This is a genomic window from Acinetobacter chinensis, from assembly GCF_002165375.2.
Classification (GTDB): Bacteria; Pseudomonadota; Gammaproteobacteria; order Pseudomonadales; family Moraxellaceae; genus Acinetobacter; species Acinetobacter chinensis.
Genome location: NZ_CP032134.1, coordinates 912,525 through 931,720 on the forward strand (window position 1 = coordinate 912,525; position 19,196 = coordinate 931,720).

Annotated in this window: 15 protein-coding genes and 1 pseudogene; 8 read left to right on the forward strand and 8 right to left on the reverse strand. The window is 41.3% G+C overall.

The features are described 5' to 3' along the window. Positions 1–249: 249 nt before the first annotated feature. The 5 genes and pseudogenes from CDG60_RS05180 to CDG60_RS05200 all read left to right on the forward strand — a co-directional run bounded on the left by CDG60_RS05180 (position 250) and on the right by CDG60_RS05200 (position 4,157). Positions 250–1,293 (forward strand): J domain-containing protein, encoded by a 1,044-nt coding sequence (locus tag CDG60_RS05180; RefSeq protein WP_087514249.1) that lies wholly within the window; start codon positions 250–252, stop codon positions 1,291–1,293. 188 nt (positions 1,294–1,481) lie between these two features. After that, positions 1,482–1,622, forward strand: a pseudogene (locus CDG60_RS05185) (endonuclease domain-containing protein); the annotation flags it as partial. A 158-nt stretch (positions 1,623–1,780) separates the two neighbouring features. Then, positions 1,781–2,584, forward strand: coding sequence for a phosphoribosyltransferase-like protein (locus tag CDG60_RS05190; protein WP_087514247.1), 804 nt, complete (start codon positions 1,781–1,783; stop codon positions 2,582–2,584). Continuing rightward, positions 2,584–2,901 (forward strand): hypothetical protein, encoded by a 318-nt coding sequence (locus CDG60_RS05195; protein ID WP_087514246.1) that lies wholly within the window; start codon positions 2,584–2,586, stop codon positions 2,899–2,901. Before CDG60_RS05190 ends, CDG60_RS05195 begins: the two co-directional genes overlap by 1 nt. Positions 2,902–3,134: 233 nt before the next feature. Next, on the forward strand, positions 3,135–4,157 hold the full coding sequence (locus tag CDG60_RS05200) for a retron St85 family RNA-directed DNA polymerase (protein WP_087514273.1): 1,023 nt from the start codon (positions 3,135–3,137) through the stop codon (positions 4,155–4,157). A gap of 84 nt (positions 4,158–4,241) precedes the next feature. Here the strand turns inward: CDG60_RS05200 and CDG60_RS05205 are convergent. Both CDG60_RS05205 and CDG60_RS05210 read right to left on the reverse strand, forming a co-directional pair. Continuing rightward, a protein-coding gene (locus CDG60_RS05205) for an IS3-like element ISAba14 family transposase (protein ID WP_223155595.1) occupies positions 4,242–5,374 on the reverse strand; the annotation gives its coding sequence in 2 pieces (ribosomal slippage) (positions 4,242–5,122 and positions 5,122–5,374; 1,134 coding nt in all). A gap of 645 nt (positions 5,375–6,019) precedes the next feature. Next, a complete protein-coding gene (locus tag CDG60_RS05210) occupies positions 6,020–8,914 on the reverse strand; it encodes a valine--tRNA ligase (protein WP_087513525.1) in 2,895 nt (964 codons plus the stop codon). 338 nt (positions 8,915–9,252) lie between these two features. Here CDG60_RS05210 and CDG60_RS05215 point away from each other — a divergent pair, with 338 nt between their 5' ends. From CDG60_RS05215 to CDG60_RS05225, 3 genes are all read left to right on the forward strand, one after another. Then, positions 9,253–9,948 (forward strand): hypothetical protein, encoded by a 696-nt coding sequence (locus CDG60_RS05215; protein WP_087513524.1) that lies wholly within the window; start codon positions 9,253–9,255, stop codon positions 9,946–9,948. Between the two features lie 23 nt (positions 9,949–9,971). Further along, positions 9,972–10,763 carry an SDR family NAD(P)-dependent oxidoreductase gene (locus CDG60_RS05220; protein WP_087513523.1) on the forward strand — a complete coding sequence of 264 codons (792 nt, stop codon included), beginning with the start codon at positions 9,972–9,974 and terminating at the stop codon, positions 10,761–10,763. 62 nt (positions 10,764–10,825) lie between these two features. Next, positions 10,826–11,593 (forward strand): hypothetical protein, encoded by a 768-nt coding sequence (locus tag CDG60_RS05225; RefSeq protein WP_087513522.1) that lies wholly within the window; start codon positions 10,826–10,828, stop codon positions 11,591–11,593. 120 nt (positions 11,594–11,713) lie between these two features. On the opposite strand, the gene CDG60_RS05230 is transcribed toward CDG60_RS05225, so the two are convergent. The 6 genes from CDG60_RS05230 to CDG60_RS05255 all read right to left on the reverse strand — a co-directional run bounded on the left by CDG60_RS05230 (position 11,714) and on the right by CDG60_RS05255 (position 19,169). Continuing rightward, the gene (locus CDG60_RS05230; protein WP_087513521.1) at positions 11,714–12,157 is read right to left on the reverse strand and encodes a YbjQ family protein; all 444 of its coding nucleotides are present in this window, start codon (positions 12,155–12,157) and stop codon (positions 11,714–11,716) included. A 6-nt stretch (positions 12,158–12,163) separates the two neighbouring features. Next, a complete protein-coding gene (locus CDG60_RS05235) occupies positions 12,164–12,517 on the reverse strand; it encodes a YbjQ family protein (RefSeq protein WP_087513520.1) in 354 nt (117 codons plus the stop codon). 100 nt (positions 12,518–12,617) lie between these two features. After that, positions 12,618–14,075, reverse strand: a complete 1,458-nt coding sequence (gene adeK / locus CDG60_RS05240) for a multidrug efflux RND transporter AdeIJK outer membrane channel subunit AdeK (protein WP_087513519.1) — start codon at positions 14,073–14,075, stop codon at positions 12,618–12,620. Further along, positions 14,075–17,254 carry a multidrug efflux RND transporter permease subunit AdeJ gene (adeJ, locus tag CDG60_RS05245; protein ID WP_087513518.1) on the reverse strand — a complete coding sequence of 1,060 codons (3,180 nt, stop codon included), beginning with the start codon at positions 17,252–17,254 and terminating at the stop codon, positions 14,075–14,077. The genes adeK and adeJ overlap by 1 nt, the downstream gene beginning before the upstream one ends. 13 nt (positions 17,255–17,267) lie before the next feature. Further along, a complete protein-coding gene (locus tag CDG60_RS05250; RefSeq protein WP_087513517.1) occupies positions 17,268–18,527 on the reverse strand; it encodes an efflux RND transporter periplasmic adaptor subunit in 1,260 nt (419 codons plus the stop codon). Positions 18,528–18,560: 33 nt separating this feature from the next. Beyond that, the gene (locus CDG60_RS05255) at positions 18,561–19,169 is read right to left on the reverse strand and encodes a phosphatase PAP2 family protein (protein ID WP_087513516.1); all 609 of its coding nucleotides are present in this window, start codon (positions 19,167–19,169) and stop codon (positions 18,561–18,563) included. Positions 19,170–19,196 lie beyond the last annotated feature (27 nt).

Below are 19,196 nucleotides of genomic sequence, written 5' to 3' on the forward strand. Positions count from 1 at the left end.
GACTGGACAAAAGCTTAAGCTGCCTGAAATATCATATTAAGAATTAGAAGTTTAAGCAGAACGTATCTGGCAGTAAAAAATGAACTGCTGTTTTTTCTGTTCCAGATGGATGCAAAACGTGGTCATTTTTAACCTGAAGTTCAGTTATGGAGCATGGGGTGCAACACTTCTGAGCCAGGTACATCAACTATTTTTCTGCTGAACAGGTTAAGATTGGGATGATTGCCTTTTTTTCAGTTTTGATGCGTTATGTCTTTCGAGTTAAAAACCATTCTTCAGCCAGATACAGTGTCCAGTCTACAGCAGAAAAAACTGTATCGCCTGATTGAAAAAATTGAACAGCAGAAGCTTGAACTGGCAAAGTGGCAACAGGCAAAAGATGAAGTTTTAGAATATACCCGTAAACATTTAATTCCAGTCTATCAGGAATTACACAACATTTTATTTAGTCAGTTACAACAGCTTTGGGAACACCTCAGTCACGGCGACTTTTCCAAAGCAGATGCTCTGTTACTGGATAATAAAATTCAGTCACTTGCACAGTATTTAAAAAGCTCACAATCACTTGCCAGTGAACAGCAGGATAAAGTAAATACACTGTATCAGTACTATCAGCAATCACTAGAACATCATAAATCTAAGAAAAAGAAAGCCTCAGCAGATCAAACGAATATTGTTGATTTGAACACTCAAAATGATCATGAAGTATTTGTTGAAACTGAGGACTGGGATCAGGAGCAATATCAGCAACTTCGTGAGCAAGCTAAACTCAAAAGACAGCAGGATAAAAAACAGCATGCTGAAAAAATGGCGGAGCAGTCTTTAAAAACAGTCTATCTAAAATTAGCTTCAACTATTCACCCTGACCGTGAACCTGATGAAGCTAAAAAACAGGAAAAAACAGAAATTTTTCAACATGTAAACGCTGCCTATGAACAGCAGGATTTGTTTGCTTTACTAAAATTACAAATACAGATTGAGCAGGGTAATGGCTCAAATAAAAAGGGCTTAGGTGATGAACAGCTTAAGTTTTATAAAATGGCACTGGACAGTCAAAGTCAGAAACTGGCAGATCAACTGGCTGAACTGATTGATGCTTTGGTTTGGTCTGAAAAAGCCAAAATAAAGGTAGGTAAAGCGCAAGGGAGGCTACAGATTTCTGATCTGTATGCACAGATTGATGAAGATACTTCTGCGTTGAAACAGCAGGTGAAGTGGGAAAAAGAACGATTGAAATACATGGGGAAAGTGAAAGGATTGGAGATGTTGTTGGGGAATAATGGGGTGCTATAAGGTTTGCTTTTCTCCCTTAAAATCACCTTTCCCTCACCCCAACCCTCTCCCAAAGGGAGAGGGAGTTGCATCTAATTAAATACCGTCAATCAGCTTAATAATGAATATTCCTTCTCCTTGTAGGAGAGGGCTAGGGAGAGGTAATAAGAAAAATGATAGACCTGTAACTCTATGTCTTTGCCAAATCTATGCACCACACAGCTACAGATGCTGAAAACTTGATGTGGAAAATCCTCCGTAATAAACAATTTATGAATCTAAAATTCCGTCGACAGCATGTGATTGCACCGTATATTGTGGATTTTTTCTGTCATGAAATTGATTTGATCGCTATATAAATATTTTTAGTGAGCAAGAAATAAAAAGTTAGAATGAAAATCATAAAATTTTATTGTATTATCTTTGGCTTAGTTGGATACAAAAAATTATTTTCTTGGTTAGTTACTATATGGAACGATCCGAATTTAATATCTTATTTGATATTTGCATGAAGCATCAGTGGTTAAGTGAGAAGAAGGAAGCTTTATCACATTTACTATTTGTTGATTGTGAAGATGTTGAAACAAGAAATATAGTAATGCAACTAATTGATAAAATAAAGTATATAAAAGATGTTGAATATAATGTGTTATTGAAGGATTTGGCAGAAAATATAATACAAACGGAGTCTGATCCCTCTAAAGTACAGATTGTGGCAATGACAGGTGATTCTGGTGCAGATAGCGCACAGGCAGTAATTTATAGTTTGAAATCAATTTTAGCTCAAAAGGATTGGGATGGATATTTATTCGTAAATCGCTATGACCATTCTTATAAAGAGGCATCAAAAAAAGGATTTAATCATAAAAAAATTATTCTAGTCGATAATTTTATAGGGTCAGGGGATACTGTTCTAGGACGTATCCAAAGGATTAAGTCACAGTATAGTGCACAGGAAATAGAAATATGTGTCAAAGTGCTTTTTTGTACTGAGTTTGGAAAAACTCGTCTAGAAAGTGAGGAAGTAGAGGTTTTCGTTGTCCATGAACTTTTGAAAAAAGTAATAGATGGTTTTTATGATGTTAACGAGGCGAATTTTTTCAAAGAAAAAATTCGGAATATAGAGTCAAAATTTTTAGAAAATTTTGAAGGCAGACCTCTTCATAGTCTTGGATACAGTGATGGGCAAGTTGCTTTAGCTATTCAGGATGTAAATACCCCAAATAATGTCCTACCAATTTTTTGGTGGAAATATTATAAAAATACGTCTAAACGCCCAGTTATTCTTCATCGGGCTATGGTGGATGCATAATGAAAAAACTTTCACAAATCGAGCATAGAGTTTTGATTGAATTATTTAAAGCTTCTAACTATAGATTACAGGCTTTTTCTTTAAGTCAAAGGGTAATACTACCGTTTTCAAAATTCTTAGACACTATATCTGTACTATCTGAAATGAACTTACTAAAAACAAATGGAGCTGTTATTGAGTTAACACAATCGGGTTTCTATCTGATTTTATCTCAAAAAAAACATAAGACTATTATCAGACAAATACCTAAAGATTTTTTAAGGGAAGGAAAGATTTCATTAAATGAGTTTTATGTACCTAGAAGAAGTCTTATGTAATGTTGTATACTCTATACGCCTATAGAGATTAGCAAATTGAAGTGAAGTCGCTTCTAGTGTTAAGGTCTCAATGACCTGGACTTAATCTCGAAAATTTATCAATTTTCTCGTTTAAGTCGTGAACAGCTATCGCTGATTCACAGTGATAAACAAAATAGCTTTTGCTCTACGCAAAATCAATTTTGTTTATCACAGAGCAAGTAAAGAAAGTAATCTCTATAGGTTTTTATCTTATGCAATTATCACAATGGGAAACTTACTTTCAAGATATTGGTATTTCTGAACAATATATTGATGAGTATCTTGAAATAATTTCCAAATTGTCAAAAAAAAAATTACCTATTATTTTTGAAATTGAACAGTTTTCAAAGCTTGTAGGTATTGAGTTAAATATTTTATATAAAATGATATTCTCGCCTGAGAGTTTTTATCATGAATTTTATATTAAGAAGAAAAAAGGTGGGCGTAGAAAAATTGTTGTACCATTCCCTTCACTTTTATTAATCCAAAGATGGATATATAAAAATATACTTTTGAAGTGTACTTGCCATAGTAATATTCACGGTTTTATACAAAAAAAATCAATTATTACTAATGCTAAAGCACATATAGGAGGACGCGATTTTTTAAAATTAGATTTGCAAAATTTCTTTCCTAGTATTTCATTGAATTGGGTTGTTCGGTATTTTAATGAACTTGGTTATCCTAAAAAAATTTCTTTTTATCTTGCAAGGCTATGTTGCTATGAGGAAGGGTTAGGTCAAGGCGCGCCTACCAGTCCTTTTTTGTCAAACTTACTACTTTTTTCTTTAGATAAGCGTTTAAATAATTTGGCTAAAAAAAATGAATCTACTTATACAAGGTATGCTGATGATATAGTATTTTCAGGTGAAAAAATTACAAAGGGTTTTTATAGTTTAGTAGAATCAATTGTTGGTGATTTCGGTTTGACTTTAAATGAGTCTAAAACTCAATTGAGAAAAAATAAAACTCAAAATATTATTACTGGTATTGTTGTCGTAAATGATGGAATAAAAATTCCGAAAACTTATAAGAAAAAAATTAGACAAGAAATTTATTATATTAATAAATATGGTTTGATGTCGCATTTATCTAAAATACGAAATAAAAACCCTACATATTTATTATCTTTGTTAGGAAAAATAAATTATGTGTTAAGTGTAGAAAATGATAATCAAGAATTTAAAGACTATCAAAAAAAAATGGAAAATTTTATAAAAAATCCCCTCAACTGAGGGGATTTTTTGCATCAAACTATAGAGGTGGTCCCACTTGTTTGAACAACTAAAAGCGTATTTATAAGTGATATTCCGCTCTAGTTAAGCCACCTTGTTTTGTTGGGGTAGCTGATCATAGTAAAACTCATTTGGTGTCATTTTGTCTAGACTCGAATGAGGTCGTTTCAAATTATAAAACTCAAAATATGCACTTAATTGCTTTTTCGCATCTGTGACACTGCTATAAGCTTTGAGATACACCTCTTCATATTTAACGCTCCGCCATAATCGTTCAACCATCACATTATCTACCCATCGACCTTTACCATCCATACTGATTTGAATGCCATTTGATTTCAATACATCAATAAATGCATCACTGGTAAACTGGCTGCCTTGGTCTGTATTAAATATTTCAGGTCGACCATATTTTTCAATCGCTTCATTTAAAGCCGAAATACAAAAATCCACCTCCATACTAATCGATACCCTATGCGCAAGTACCTTGCGGCTATGCCAATCAATCACAGCACATAAATAAACAAAGCCTTTTGCCATAGGGATATACGTTATATCCGTAGACCACACTTGATTACTGCGCTGAATAGCCAACCCTTTGAGCAGATATGGATATTTACGGTGAGCTTGATTAGCCTGGCTTAAATTTGGTTTGCAATATAACGCCTGAATACCCATTTTCTTCATTAAAGTACGTGTATGACGTCGTCCTATATGATGTCCTTGACGATTCAACAAATCACGCATCATACGACTGCCTGCAAAAGGATATTGCATATGTAATTCATCAATACATCGCATCAGCTTCAGATCTGATGCACTCACAGGTTTTGGGCGATAGTAATAACAACCACGGGAGACTTTCAGCAGCTTAGCTTGCTTAGATACTGAAATCTGAAGTGAGTCGTCGATTAACTTTTGTGGTTGAAGCGGCCCAGTTTCTTCAACACACCTTCTAAAAAATCAATTTCTAATGCCTGCTCACCGATTTTTGCATGTAGTTTTTTTAGATCGATGGGTGGTTCTGTTGGAGCTTTTGATTGATCGAAAGCTTGCGAGGAAGCTGAGATCAATTGATTTTTCCAGTCAATAATTTGGTTTTGATGAACATCAAACTCAGCACTCAATTCAGCAAGTGTTTTTTCTGCTTTAATCGCAGCAAGTGCTACCTTAGCTTTAAAATCATTTGAATGATTTCTTCTTGGTCTACGTGCCATAAAATACTCCATATATTGATGTTTATAACATCATTTGAGGAGCAGAATATCACTTATAGGAGTTGTTCAAATTTACGGATCCATCTCTCTATCAACACCTTAAAGCGCCGTAATCTGCTCCATATTCGCTTTAATTTGCGCTAATTGGTCAGTAAACTCAGAAAGTTCTACTTTCTCGTCTTCAACCAAATTAGATCGAACTATTAAAACATATCTTTAAATTAACCCAACGGCTAATGACCCTAAAAAGCAGTAACTAATTAGAAAAACTAGTGTTTTTAGGGTTAGTCTTAAATGGCTATTTTTCTCAAAATATACTTTGGCTATTCGCTTATAATTTTTTGTGCATTCTGATGAGTCAATTACAAGATAAATAATGCTAATGATTAAAAAAAACTGGCTAACAAGTTGTATATCTTGTGCGCTAAAATGTGAGCCTTTTGCAAAAAATAGACCTATTGTTACAGGGACAATGATACTCAAACCAAAGTGATTTAATCTTTCAAAATATTTATCGGCTATATTATTACTGTGATTAAGTATTATCATATTTAAAAACTCAATATTATTTAGGTTTATTTTAATATAGGTTGTTTTTTTGCATAAAAAAAGCCCAATGATGGGCTTTTTTTATAGTTTAATTAATTAAAGCGCCGCAATCTGCTCCATATTCGCTTTAATCTTCGCTAACTGATCAGCAAACTCAGCAAGTTTCACTTTCTCGCCCTCAACCACAGCAGCAGGAGCTTTTGCTACAAAACCTTCATTACCTAGTTTAGTGGCAATCTGGTCATGTTGCTTTTGAACCTTATCAAAGTCTTTTTGTAGACGACCCAATTCAGCTTTAGGATCAATCAAGCCTTTAATCGGAACGAATACAGACACGTGACCAACTACACTCGATGATGACAATGGCGGTTGCTCAGCATTTGCAAGGAAAGTAATGCTTTCAACTTTAGCCAATGCTTTAAACAACGGTTCAATACGAGCAATCTGTGCTTTTTCAGCATCAGTGGTGTTTTGAAGCAACACAGGCAATAAACGTGCATTACCTAAGCCCATTTCACCACGGATATTACGTACCGCACCAATCAAACCTTGAAGCCATTGCATATCTGCTTCCGCTTGATCATTGATCTTCGCTTCGTCAGCAACAGGGTACTTCGCCAACATGATGGTTTCGCCTTGAATACCGATCATAGGCGCAAGCGTCTGCCAGATTTCTTCAGTCAAATACGGCATTAACGGGTGAGCAAGACGTAACGCAGCTTCCATGACAGATAAAAGCACACGACGTACTTCAGCTTTACGTTCTTCAGCGACATTTTCATCATTCAGAACAGGCTTAGTCAGCTCTACATACCAGTCACAGTATTCATTCCAGATGAATTCATAAATCGCTTGTGCAGCCAGGTCCAAACGATAAGTTGCAAATGCAGTTTGAACCGCAGCTTCCGCTTTCTGTAAACGGCTCACGATCCATTGTTCAGGCAATTCCCAAAGATCAGGACGTGCAGTCTGACCAACAGTCTGACCTTCAACATTCATCAGAACGAAACGTGTACCATTCCAGATTTTATTGGCAAAGTTACGGTAGCCTTCAACACGTTTCATGTCGAATTTGATGTCACGACCAGTGTTTGCCAATGCACAGAATGTGAAACGAACCGCATCTGTACCATAAGCCTGAATCCCTTCAGGGAATTCTTTACGGGTCGCTTTTTCGATTTTTGGCGCAGTTTTCGGGTTCATCAAACCAGTGGTACGTTTCTGTACCAAAGTTTCAAGATCAACACCATCAATCAAATCTAATGGGTCAAGGACGTTACCTTTAGACTTAGACATTTTCTGACCTTCGCCATCACGGACTAAACCATGTACATACACAGTTTTGAACGGAACTTGTGGTGTACCATCTTCATTTTTCATGAAGTGCAGCGTAAACATAATCATACGTGCAACCCAGAAGAAAATGATGTCAAAACCAGTCACAAGTACGTCAGTTGGGTGGAACGTATTTAAGAAATAGTTTTCTTTATCTTTCTCAGCATCGCCAGTCCAGCCTAAAGTTGAGAATGTCCAAAGTGCAGATGAGAACCATGTATCCAGAACGTCTTCGTCCTGTTTCAGTTCAACATCAGTAGCGATGTCGTTCTTCGCACGAACTTCCTCTTCGTTACGACCGACATAGATATTGCCTTCAGCATCGTACCAAGCAGGGATACGGTGACCCCACCACAATTGACGTGAAATACACCAGTCCTGAATGTTATTCATCCAAGCCATGTACATGTTGCTGTATTGCTCAGGTACAAATTTGATGTCGCCATCTTTCACCGCTTTGATTGCAGGTTCAGCAAGTGGCGCAATTTTTACATACCACTGGTCTGTCAATAACGGCTCAACGATTACACCTGAACGGTCACCACGAGGTGGCTTCAATGTGTACGGTTGGATTTGATCCAGCCAGCCTTCAGCTTCAGCTTGTTCAACCAGTTTTTTACGTGCAGCAAAACGCTCTAAACCAACATAATCAGCAGGTGCTGCGATGGTTTTAGAAATCTGTTCGCCCGCTTTCGCGATGTATTCAAATTCAGCCAGAATTTCAGCATTTTTGTTGAAAATGTTGATAATTGGCAATTCACAGCGTTTACCCACTTCATAGTCATTGAAGTCATGAGCAGGGGTAATTTTTACACAGCCTGTACCGAATTCTTTGTCTACATACTCATCTTTGACAATCGCAACTGCACGACCTGTGATTGGCAGGATAATATTTTTACCGACCAATGGTGCATAGCGTTCATCATCAGGTGCAACTGCAACAGCAGTATCACCTAACAGAGTTTCAGGACGAGTGGTTGCAACTACGATGTAATCTTTACCATCGTGGGTACGCAGTGATTTATCTTCAAAGAAATATTTGAAATGCCACAGTGAACCTTGTTCTTCTTTATCAGACTCAACTTCTAAGTCAGAAAGGGCGGTCTGTAGTTTAGGATCCCAGTTTACAAGACGTTTACCACGGTAGATCAGACCATCTTCGTGTAATTTAACGAAGACTTCTTTTACTGCATTTGATAAACCTTCATCCATGGTGAAGCGTTCACGTGACCAGTCTACAGAAGAACCCAGACGACGGATCTGGTTGGTAATATTGCCACCTGACTGTTCTTTCCATTCCCAGATTTTTTCGATGAATTTTTCACGACCAAGATCATGACGGCTGACACCTTGCGCACCAAGCTGACGTTCAACCACCATTTGGGTTGCGATACCCGCATGGTCTGTCCCTGGTTGCCATAAGGTATTTTTGCCAGACATACGGTTATAACGGGTCAGCGCATCCATAATGGCATTGTTAAAACCATGACCCATGTGCAGGCTGCCAGTGACGTTCGGCGGCGGAATCATGATACAGAATGAATCACCTTCACCGGATGGCTTGAAGTAGCCTTTCTCTTCCCAGGTCTGGTACCATTTTTTTTCGATCTCAGTCGGATCGTAGGTCGTAGCAATATTTTGCGCTGAATCAGTCATAGTAAAAACAGTTCAAAAGTGAGTAAAAAATTGCATCTATTGTAGCAAAATATTTGCAGACGATGTTGTTCCGGACAGCTCCAGTACTGATTTTTAATCATGTCTCAGTCTGTGCCGGTATTCTGTCTGTTCCAGGCTTTGTGAATTACACCAGTGCATCATCATGAGGGCAGAATTACAACAGGAATGGGCATGCAGTTGATTCAGAGTGTTTTTATAAAAAATATTAATTTATGTAATAGGTTGAAAAAGACAATGAAGCCATAAGAGTGCTTTGCTAAGATGCTGAGCATGGAACAATTATTCAAATAAAATCAGTCAAAGGGTTGTACATATAAATGACATATAAAATTGATCTGCTGATAAATCAGAATACATATCGCGAGCTGGTGGAAATAACCCAGCATCTTAATCATGGTGAAAAGCAGGACGTGGCAAAACGTCTGGGCAAGGCATTTACAGATATGTCCTGTCAGGTGCTGGATCAGGTGTTCGGTAAGCTGCTGAATGAACAGCGCAGTAACAAGGATCTGACGCCTGAAAGCCTGAAAAAACTTAAAGAAGCAGAACAGATTTTTGACCAGATTGAGGGCGCACTCAAGAAATACATGCCGTGGTCAATTTCATTTTTCAGCAATGACCGTTTAAAACCGGTTGCCAATCATATCCTGAAAAAGTTTGAACCTTCTGATGCCGAGCAGGTGGTGATGTATTATCAGCTGGACAATCAGCTGGGTGAGCAGGCGTACACTAATATTCAGAAGCTGATTGAGGGAAATGCACAGGTGTTTCCGGCTACAATTAAAAATCTGATTCAGATTGTGGACTTAGGGGTTTCTGAGTTTATCCGTGATCCCAAAACATTACTGAAGTTTAATTTTGTGGTCGATAAAACGCTGAACGGTGTCATCAATATGGTGACCAGTACAGGTTATAAACGGCTTGAAAAAGTTGCCGATGAATTTGACGCGAAAAATATAGAAAAAACGAAGCATTATGCTGAACACTTTGTTAAATTCATTCATCAGGTTTAACGGTAAAATATAAGGAAATTAAGATGATGGAAGGACAGGTTGTCTGGATTACGGGTGCATCTTCGGGACTGGGTAAAGCACTGGCAAAGGAATGTGCCTTGCAGGGCGCACAGGTTGTACTGACAGCCCGTCGTCTGGATGAGCTGGAAAATGTCCGTGTGACATTAATGCATCCTGAACGTCATATATCTGTAGCGGCAGATATCACCAGTGAAAGTCAGGTCAGACATGCTTATGAACAGGTGCTGGCTCAGAAGGGGCGTATTGATCTGCTGATCAATAATGCGGGATTAAGCCAGCGGGCACTGATTGCTGACACGACCATGCAGACTGAACGTGCCATTATGGAAGTGGATTATTTTTCACAGGTTTTTTTAACAAAACTGGTTCTGCCGACATTCCTGACTCAGAAATCTGGTCGTATTGCATTTGTCTCAAGCGTGGCAGGGTTGCTTGGAACACAGTATCGGGCATCCTATTCAGCAGCCAAAGCCGCGATCCACATGTGGGCAAACAGTCTGCGGGCTGAAGTGGCACAGAATGGTGTCAATGTCTCGGTTATATTTCCAGGTTTTGTACGTACCAATGTGTCATTCAATGCGCTGGATGGTGAGGGTAAACCACAGGGGCATCAGGACGAAGCTATTGAAAATGGTCTGGATGCTGAGGACTTCGCTCAACAGACGGTTGCAGCCCTGATGAAAGGTGAGGAATATATCGTGATTGGTGGTCGCAAAGAAAAACTGGGTGTACTGGTTTCCCGTTTATCACCAACGACCTTATATAAAATGATCCGAAAAATGAAAGTTAAATAAGTCTTTGTAAGTTATTTTATTTCAGTCTTTATTTTTAGCACATTGCGCAGGGTGGACAGGCAGTGTTGATTCAGCATCAGTTCAGATTATCTCAGCATCTGGTTCTTTGCCTGTGCATTCTGATATTTTCAGTCAGTTCCCATGCCAGACAGGTACAGCAACAGGCTGCGCAGGCATGGGCTTATGCAGAACCATCGGACGAAGAGAAGCAGGGCTGGCGACCCCGTGAGCATTTTTTTGATGCGGAAAAATGGCTGAAAACTGAATTTTACGATACTAAGAAATCAGCCAGGACTTCTGCTAAAAGCACTGATCAGCGTTTACCGACTGCACAGCTGGATACCCGTCAGATTCCTTATCGCTTTGAAATACTGAACCATCAACAGTACTTAAAAACACCTTCGGCAGATGCAGCTAAGTGTCCTGTACGCTGTATTCTGCTCAATGGTCATATTTTTTCTGATCAGCTGACCATCTTAAACAGCAGCTGGTTAAAAGAAGTGGGGCGTTTTATTTACGCTGACCACAGTGTACATATCATCGACATGCGTAATCATCAGTCACAGTATTATGGTGGGATTGGTTTTCTAAGCATTCAGAACAATCAGATCAACTTCCATTATTTTGATGGTTTCAGAAAAGCTGTTGGTAATACCATGTATCGCATTTACGATCAGGGTCTGGAAGTAAAAATGGATGATGGGACTTACCAGTCGGTAATCCGTTTTGATCAGAAGGGTTTTCACCAGACAGAACTGACACCTTATCCTTTGACTATGCAAAGCTGTACTGAGAAAAAAGGAAAATGGGTATGTGAAATGGCTCGTTAATCAGCAACCATTTCATTTTAACCCCGAATATTTCCTGATATTGGCAGCTTATCCATACCTGAGCGAAAGTGATTCATTCATTTCAGTGTGGATATCTGCATGCTCCAGGGCTGTATATGTTCAGGAGTACGGTTTCTGGATGGCTGTGCCATAAGCAAAGACCTCTACCATTCCGCCCTGCATGCCCAGTTCAGTGGTACTTAAACGTAAGCCCATAATCTGTGTCGCGCCTGCATCCATTGCTTTCTGTTTTAAACGTACAACGGCCTCTCGCCGTGCCCGATCAACCACACTTTCATAAGTCGTCAAACGACCACCAAAGAAATTCTGTATCTGAGCAATGATATATTTGAAATAATCATGCGAAATGACCACATTGCTTTCGATCAGCAGACCTGGGTGCTCTGAGGTCTGAAATTTATTGGTATCAATACGGATGTGCGCCAGCGCCTGTTCTTTGTGTTCAAGCTCATTCAGATGTTTGTGTTCGATATGACGACCAAAAGCCCACCCGATGATGAACAGAACAAGCGTCAGGACGATTTTAAAAATTAACCCATCCATGTTGTATTATCCTGCTGGAAATGGATCGGGTAAGTGTGGTCTGCTGGGTTCTACAATGACCGCTGTGCCGTAAACAAACAGTTCTGATGCACCCTGAGCAATATTGGAGGTTGAAAAACGGATACCGACAATTGCATTTGCACCCATGCTCTGTGCTTTTTGAATCATACGGTCCATTGCTTCCTGACGGGATTCCTCCAGCAGTTCGGTATAACCTTTCAGTTCACCGCCCACGATATTTTTCAGCCCTGCCATAAAATCACGACCAACGTGCTTACTGCGGACTGTACTGCCATAGACGACATCCAGCTGTCTAGTGATGTGATGCCCTGGAACGCTTTCTAAATTACTGAGTTGCATAGTCTGTATTCATAAGGAAACTGTCTCTGAAGATAGGCAAAGCCTGTTTAAAAAGCAATAAAAAAGCCCACCGAAGTGAGCTTTTAAATCAGTGCTGATATTATTTGCTGTCAGCCTGACGCTGAGCTGTAGAAGGCTGCTGCAGTGTCGCATCGCCTGTATTGACTTTTACGCCACCACCGAGGGATTTATAAACTTCAACCTGGTTGTTTAAGTTTGCCTGCTCCAGCAACAGTAAGCCCTGTTCAGCTGCATAAGACGCACGCTGTGCATCCAGTACAGTCAAATAACTGTCAATACCGGCACGGAAGCGGGCATTGGACAGTTTATAGGTTGTATTTGTTGCTTCGACTAAGCGTTTTTGTGCAGAGAGACGGTCACCGATATTCTGACGGACAGCCAGTGCATCATTGACTTCACGGAAAGCAGACTGAATGGATTTTTCATAATCAGCCAGAGCAATTTTCTGGTCAATTTCTGAAACTTTTACATTTGCTTTACGCACGCCCCAGTCAAACAAAGGCACATCCAGACTTGGTCCAACAGACCAAAGGAATGAACCTGATTTGAACAGATCGCTGAGATCAGTGGAAGCATAACCTAAGTTACCAGTCAGGCTGATGGTCGGGAACATTTTGGCTTTCGCAGCACCAATATTCGCACCGGCAGCAGACAGTTTGTATTCTGCAGCTTTAACATCAGGACGGTTATTCAGCAGATCACTTGGAAGACCTGACTGGAGTACCGTGGTATTGGTAATTTTTGTGACACGCTGTGCAGGCAATAAATTTGCAGGCAGCTGCTGGCCAACCAGCAGATTTAACAGGTTCTGAGCCTGTGCAACCTGTGTTTTATAGTTGGCAACATCATTACGTGCTGTTTCAACAGAAATCTGTGCCTGACGGACAGGAACTTCACTGTCGATACCAACATCAAAACGCTTTTTGTTCAGATTGTAGGATTCAAGCTGAGCTTTCAGTGTCTGGTCTGCAAGTTTCAACTGAGAGCTGGCAAAAGAATAGTTCAGCCATGCCTGTGTCACTTGTCCAATCAGTGCAATCTGAGTGGAATCTTTGGCACTGGCAGTTGCTAAGTATGTGTCCAGGATGTTGTCACGTAAGCTACGGATACGTCCCCAGAAGTCCAGCTCATAAGCCGTGATCCCCAATCCAACCTGATAGGTTGAATATGGGTTGTTTGGATCACGGGTAGGGGATACCTGACGCAATACACTGCCGCTTGCACCGATAGAGGGTAACAGCGCAGTTTTCGTAATCTGGTATTGCTCCTGCGCTTTTTCAATATTCAGTGCTGCTACACGCAGATCACGGTTATTCTGAAGTGCCAGATCAAGCGTCTGAATGAGACGAGGGTCAGAGAAGAAATCTTTATAACCCTGTTCTGCAACAGATGTACCCGATGCATTACTGATATAACTTGTTGGCAGATTTGTCTGCGCTACGGGTTCTGGGCCACGCATGCTTTGACATGCAGTCAAAGCAAGCGCAAGTGCAGATACCGCAATGCTACGACCTGAAACAGACCATATATTCTGCATCACGATGATTGCTCCTGAGTGTTAATTTTTTTAGGTTTATATTTAAAGATACTGCGGATCCATACGAAGAACACAGGGATAAAGAAAATACCCAGCAGTGTTGAACTGATTACGCCACCCAGTACACCATAACCTACAGAGTGCTGGCTTCCTGCGCCTGCACCGCTTGCAAGCGCAAGAGGCAGTACACCAAAACCGAAAGCAAGTGTAGTCATGATAATAGGACGTAAACGCATTCTTGCAGCATGAAGCGTTGCATCAAACAGATCTTCGCCTTTTTCCTGAAGTTCTTTGGCAAATTCCACAATCAGAATCGCGTTTTTCGCAGACAGACCAATTACGGCAATCATTGCGACCTGGAAGTAGATGTTGTTGGACAGATTTGGGTCACCTTTAATGATCATACCCAGATAAGTCAGCAACACAGCACCCAGAATACCTAATGGAACAACCAGCAGGACTGAGAATGGAATAGACCAGCTTTCATACAGTGCAGCAAGACACAGGAATACAATCAGCAGAGACAGTGCATAGAGGAATGGAGCCTGATCACCAGATTCACGTTCTTCAAGTGACAGACCTGTCCACTCATAATCGAAGCCCTGTAAGCCCATGGATGGCAGTTTGGCAACAATTTCTTCCATTGCTTTCATTGCATCACCAGAGCTGATACCAGGTGCTGGAGTACCCTGAAGGTTCACAGATGAAACGCCGTTATAACGTTCAAGACGAGGTGAACCATATGTCCATTTGCCTGTTGCAAATGCAGAGAATGGAACCATCACGCCTTTGTTGTTACGGACATACCATTTGTTCAGGTCTTCCGGCATCATGCGTGCATCCGCTTCACCCTGGACATAAACTTTCTTCACACGACCACGGTCTACGAAGTCATTGATGTATGAACCACCCCACGCCATGCTCATGGTTGAATTGATATCAGCAATACTGACACCCATTGCACCCGCCTGAGCCTGATCAATTTCAATCTGATACTGAGGTGTATCTTCCTGACCGTTCGGACGTACACCCACCAGGCGCTTGTCCTGAGATGCCATACCCAGAATTGCATTTCGTGCAGCAATCAGTTTGTCATGACCCTGACCACCTGGATCTTTCAGCTGAAGGTTAAAACCAGCGGTTACACCCAGTTCAGGCATTGCAGGTAACTGTAACGGCATTACATAAGAGGCATCTTTTGCAATCATGTTCAGTGCCATACCACGCTGGATCACAGCACCGATCTGCTGTTCTGGCGTTGTACGCTCACTCCAGTCTTTCAGTTTAATGAAAGCAAGACCTGCGTTCTGACCAATACCTGTAAATGAGAAGCCGGCAACACTGAACACAGACTGTACAGCATTGGCTTTGTCATGCAGGAAGAAGTCCGTCATGGTATCAACGACTTTACCTGTACGGTCAAGCGTTGCGTTTGGCGGTAACTGTACCAGCGTCATTACCACACCCTGATCTTCATCAGGAAGGAATGATTTCGGCATTTTGATGAACACACCCACCAGCAGCGCAATAACGACTGCATAAATCACGCCTGAGAACAGTTTGTGATGTGTCATGCGGTTTACGCCGTTCTGATATTTATCAGCAGTGCGGTCAAAGGCATTGTTGAACCAGCGGAAGAAGCGGGCAAAAACACCGTTGCTTTCTTCTTTGCCTGGTTCATGCTGTTTCAGAATCGTTGCACACAGGGCAGGGGTGAAGGTCAGAGCCACAATCAGTGACAGAATCATGGCTGTCACAAGCGTGATGGAGAACTGACGGTAAATTACGCCTGTTGTACCACCAAAGAAAGCCATTGGTACGAATACCGCAGTCAGTACAGAGGTAATACCAATCAAGGCACCAGAAATCTGTTTCATGGAGATTTCAGTGGCTTCAACAGGATCAAGATGATCTTCGACCATCACACGTTCAACGTTTTCCACGACAACAATTGCGTCATCCACTAACAGACCGATGGCGAGTACCATGGCGAACATGGTGAGCGTATTGATCGAGAAACCGAACATGTTGATGACAGCAAATGTTCCCAGTACAACAACCGGTACTGCCATGGTTGGAATAATGGTTGCACGCCAGTTCTGAAGGAACAGGAACATCACAAAGAATACAAGGATGACAGCTTCAATCAGCGTATGTACTACACTTTCAATTGAAAGTTTAATAAATGGCGTTGTATCGAATGCAAGATCATCTTTCATTCCTGTCGGATAGTTCTTACGAAGTTCAACCAGACGGGCTTCAACTGCTTCAGCTGTATCCAGTGCGTTTGCACCGGTTGCGAGTTTAATTGCAACACCACCGGCAGGTTTGCCGTTGTATTTTGAATCAAACTGATAGGTATCTGCACCCAGTTCAACACGGGCTACATCACCCAGGCGTACCTGAGCACCATCTGAAGTATTACGAAGGAAAATATTTTTAAACTGTTCAGGTGTAGTCAGCATGCTCTGTGCATTGACAGTTGCATTCAGAACCTGACCTTCAACTGCTGGTGCGCCACCTAACTGACCGACTGCAACCTGAGAGTTCTGCGAGCGGATCGCTGCAGCAATATCACTTGGTGTAACACCAAAGCTGGTCATTTTTGCAGGATCAAGCCAGATACGCATTGCATAAGAACCACCAAACACCTGTACTTCACCCACACCTGCCACACGGCTGAGGGGTTCAGAAATATTGGAGTTTACATAGTCTTTAATGTCATCTGCTGAAAGGTTGCCATCAGGTGAATAAAATGCAAGTACCTGTAAGAAGCTGGCACCTGATTTAGTGACTTTCACACCCTGACGCTGAACATCTTCAGGTAACAGCGCTGTCGCTGACTGAAGTTTGTTCTGCACCTGAACCTGTGCAATATCAGGATCAACACCCTGTTCGAAGTTCAGGGTAATGGAAGCCTGACCGTTACCGGCACTGTTGGATGAAATATAACGTAAGCCATCCAGACCGTTCATTTGCTGCTCAATAATCTGAGTCACTGTATTTTCTACAGTTTCAGCAGATGCACCAGGATAAGTTGCCGAAATGGAAACTGTTGGTGGAGCAATGGTCGGATACTGTGCAATTGGCATTTTTGACAGCGTGAGTACACCCGCCAGCATGATGACCAATGCAATCACCCATGCAAAAATCGGGCGATGAATAAAAAATTGAGCCATTGAAGTCTACCCCTTATGCGTGTGAAGTAGCTTTTTCTTCAGTCGTTTTGCTCGCAGGAGCAGGTTGAGCTGACTGAGCCTGTTTCGAAGCAGGCTGACCTGGTTGTGCTTCAGGCTGAGCTTGATAAGGCTTTGCAGTCACCGGCTGTTCAGGTTTTACTTTAGCAATACCATCCACAATGACTTTGTCACCGGCCTGCAGACCTTCAGTCACGATCCAGTCTTTGCCCTGAACACCGACAGTCGTCACAGGACGTGTTTCAACCTGACCTTTTGCATTGACCAGCATAGCCATTGCCTGACCTGTTGGTGTGCGGGTGATTGCTGCCTGAGGAATCAGGAATGCATTTGGAATCACACCCTGAACAATCTGAGCATTGGCAAACATACCAGGCAGTAACAGATGATTCGGGTTAGGGAAGACCGCACGTAAAGTCACAGTACCTGTTTCAGGATTTACACTGGCATCAGAAAAGGCAAGACGTCCTTCAACAGGATAGTAGCTGCCATCTTCAAGTTTCAGTTTGACTTTAGTGTTGTTACTGCTGTCCAGGCTGCCTTTACTCAGCTGCTGACGCAGACGGAGCAGTTCAGCACTTGACTGATTCATGTCTACATAAATTGGATCAAGACGCTGAATTGTCACCAGTGGATCAGCCTGATTTGCTGTCACCAAAGCACCAGCCGTCACAGTAGAACGGTTGGTCTGACCTGAAATTGGGGCGCGGACAGTTGAATAACCTAAGTTGATTTCAGCATTTTTCAGTTCTGCCTGAGTCGCTGCAAGATCAGCTTCAGCCAGTTTTACCTGAGCCACGATGTCATCATATTCCTGTTTTGAAATTGCATTACTGCCAACCAGCTGACGGTAACGACCTTCTTTCACACGTAATACATTCAGATTTGCTTGCTGACGAGCCAAAGCAGCACGAGCACTGTCGGCACTTGCACGGTTGGTACGGGCATCAACTTCATAGAGTGCCTGACCTTCGCGAACATAGCTGCCTTCAGTAAACAGACGCTTCAGAATCACACCACTGGTCTGTGGACGAACTTCTGAAACTTCAAATGCGGTGGTACGGCCTGACAGTTCGACAGACTGTTCCACACTCTGTGGCTGCGCAACAATAATACCTACTTCTGTGGGAGGCATCTGTTGAGCAGCAGCAGCTTGCTGTGCATCTTTTGGATCTTTGCTACAACCAACAAGTGCGATACTTGTTGCTAATGCGCAAGCAGTAAGGGTCGGAGCCCAAAGCTTTGCAGACATCATTATTCCACCTCAGTTAGATTTATATCTAAAATTTTAATCATTTGTTTGCACTTTACTGTTTTGGGTAAACAGCAGATAAAGCAGCGAAATCCAAATGAAGCTAATGCTCCAGCCCGACAGGACATCCGTAGGGTAATGAACACCAAGATAAACTCTTGAAACACCCATCATCAGTATCCATATCAATGCACACAGGAAAATCAGTTTATGTGCTGTATGTTTCATGCTGAGGTAAATTGCAAGACATCCGAGCGTTGCTGCATAGAAACTATGAGCACTTGGAAATGACGCACCGTAACTTTCAACCAGGTGGTACATTTCAGGAGGACGGGGTCTTGAAAATACGAATTTAAGCAGCCATGCAGTTGCAAAACTTCCTGACAGTCCTGTAACGATAAAAACAATGTTCGTATACTTTTTATACCAGGTCAGGCACAAACACCATAGAGTGGCTAAAAATAATACACCTGGCATGCCGCCTATTGTCGACAATACAGTTGCAAAATTGTTCATCGAATCAGTGCGATGCTGACTCATCCATATCACTGCATTCAGATCATGGACATGAAAAGCAGGAATAAACAAAAGCAACATACTGATAATAAACAAAAAACAACCGACCGATAACAGCAGATAAGGCATGTCGGAATCCTTGTCATTTTAACCGAT

Excerpts from the sequence above, each read along its gene's own strand:
- CDG60_RS05195 (WP_087514246.1), top strand. The coding sequence starts at position 2,584 with ATGAAAAAACTTTCACAAATCGAGCATAGAGTTTTGATTGAATTATTT.
- adeJ (WP_087513518.1), bottom strand. The coding sequence starts at position 17,254 with ATGGCTCAATTTTTTATTCATCGCCCGATTTTTGCATGGGTGATTGCA.
- CDG60_RS05220 (WP_087513523.1), top strand. The coding sequence starts at position 9,972 with ATGATGGAAGGACAGGTTGTCTGGATTACGGGTGCATCTTCGGGACTG.
- CDG60_RS05200 (WP_087514273.1), top strand. The coding sequence starts at position 3,135 with ATGCAATTATCACAATGGGAAACTTACTTTCAAGATATTGGTATTTCT.
- CDG60_RS05230 (WP_087513521.1), bottom strand. The coding sequence starts at position 12,157 with ATGGATGGGTTAATTTTTAAAATCGTCCTGACGCTTGTTCTGTTCATC.
- CDG60_RS05210 (WP_087513525.1), bottom strand. The coding sequence starts at position 8,914 with ATGACTGATTCAGCGCAAAATATTGCTACGACCTACGATCCGACTGAG.
- adeK (WP_087513519.1), bottom strand. The coding sequence starts at position 14,075 with ATGCAGAATATATGGTCTGTTTCAGGTCGTAGCATTGCGGTATCTGCA.
- CDG60_RS05235 (WP_087513520.1), bottom strand. The coding sequence starts at position 12,517 with ATGCAACTCAGTAATTTAGAAAGCGTTCCAGGGCATCACATCACTAGA.
- CDG60_RS05250 (WP_087513517.1), bottom strand. The coding sequence starts at position 18,527 with ATGATGTCTGCAAAGCTTTGGGCTCCGACCCTTACTGCTTGCGCATTA.
- CDG60_RS05190 (WP_087514247.1), top strand. The coding sequence starts at position 1,781 with ATGAAGCATCAGTGGTTAAGTGAGAAGAAGGAAGCTTTATCACATTTA.
- CDG60_RS05215 (WP_087513524.1), top strand. The coding sequence starts at position 9,253 with ATGACATATAAAATTGATCTGCTGATAAATCAGAATACATATCGCGAG.
- CDG60_RS05255 (WP_087513516.1), bottom strand. The coding sequence starts at position 19,169 with ATGCCTTATCTGCTGTTATCGGTCGGTTGTTTTTTGTTTATTATCAGT.
- CDG60_RS05180 (WP_087514249.1), top strand. The coding sequence starts at position 250 with ATGTCTTTCGAGTTAAAAACCATTCTTCAGCCAGATACAGTGTCCAGT.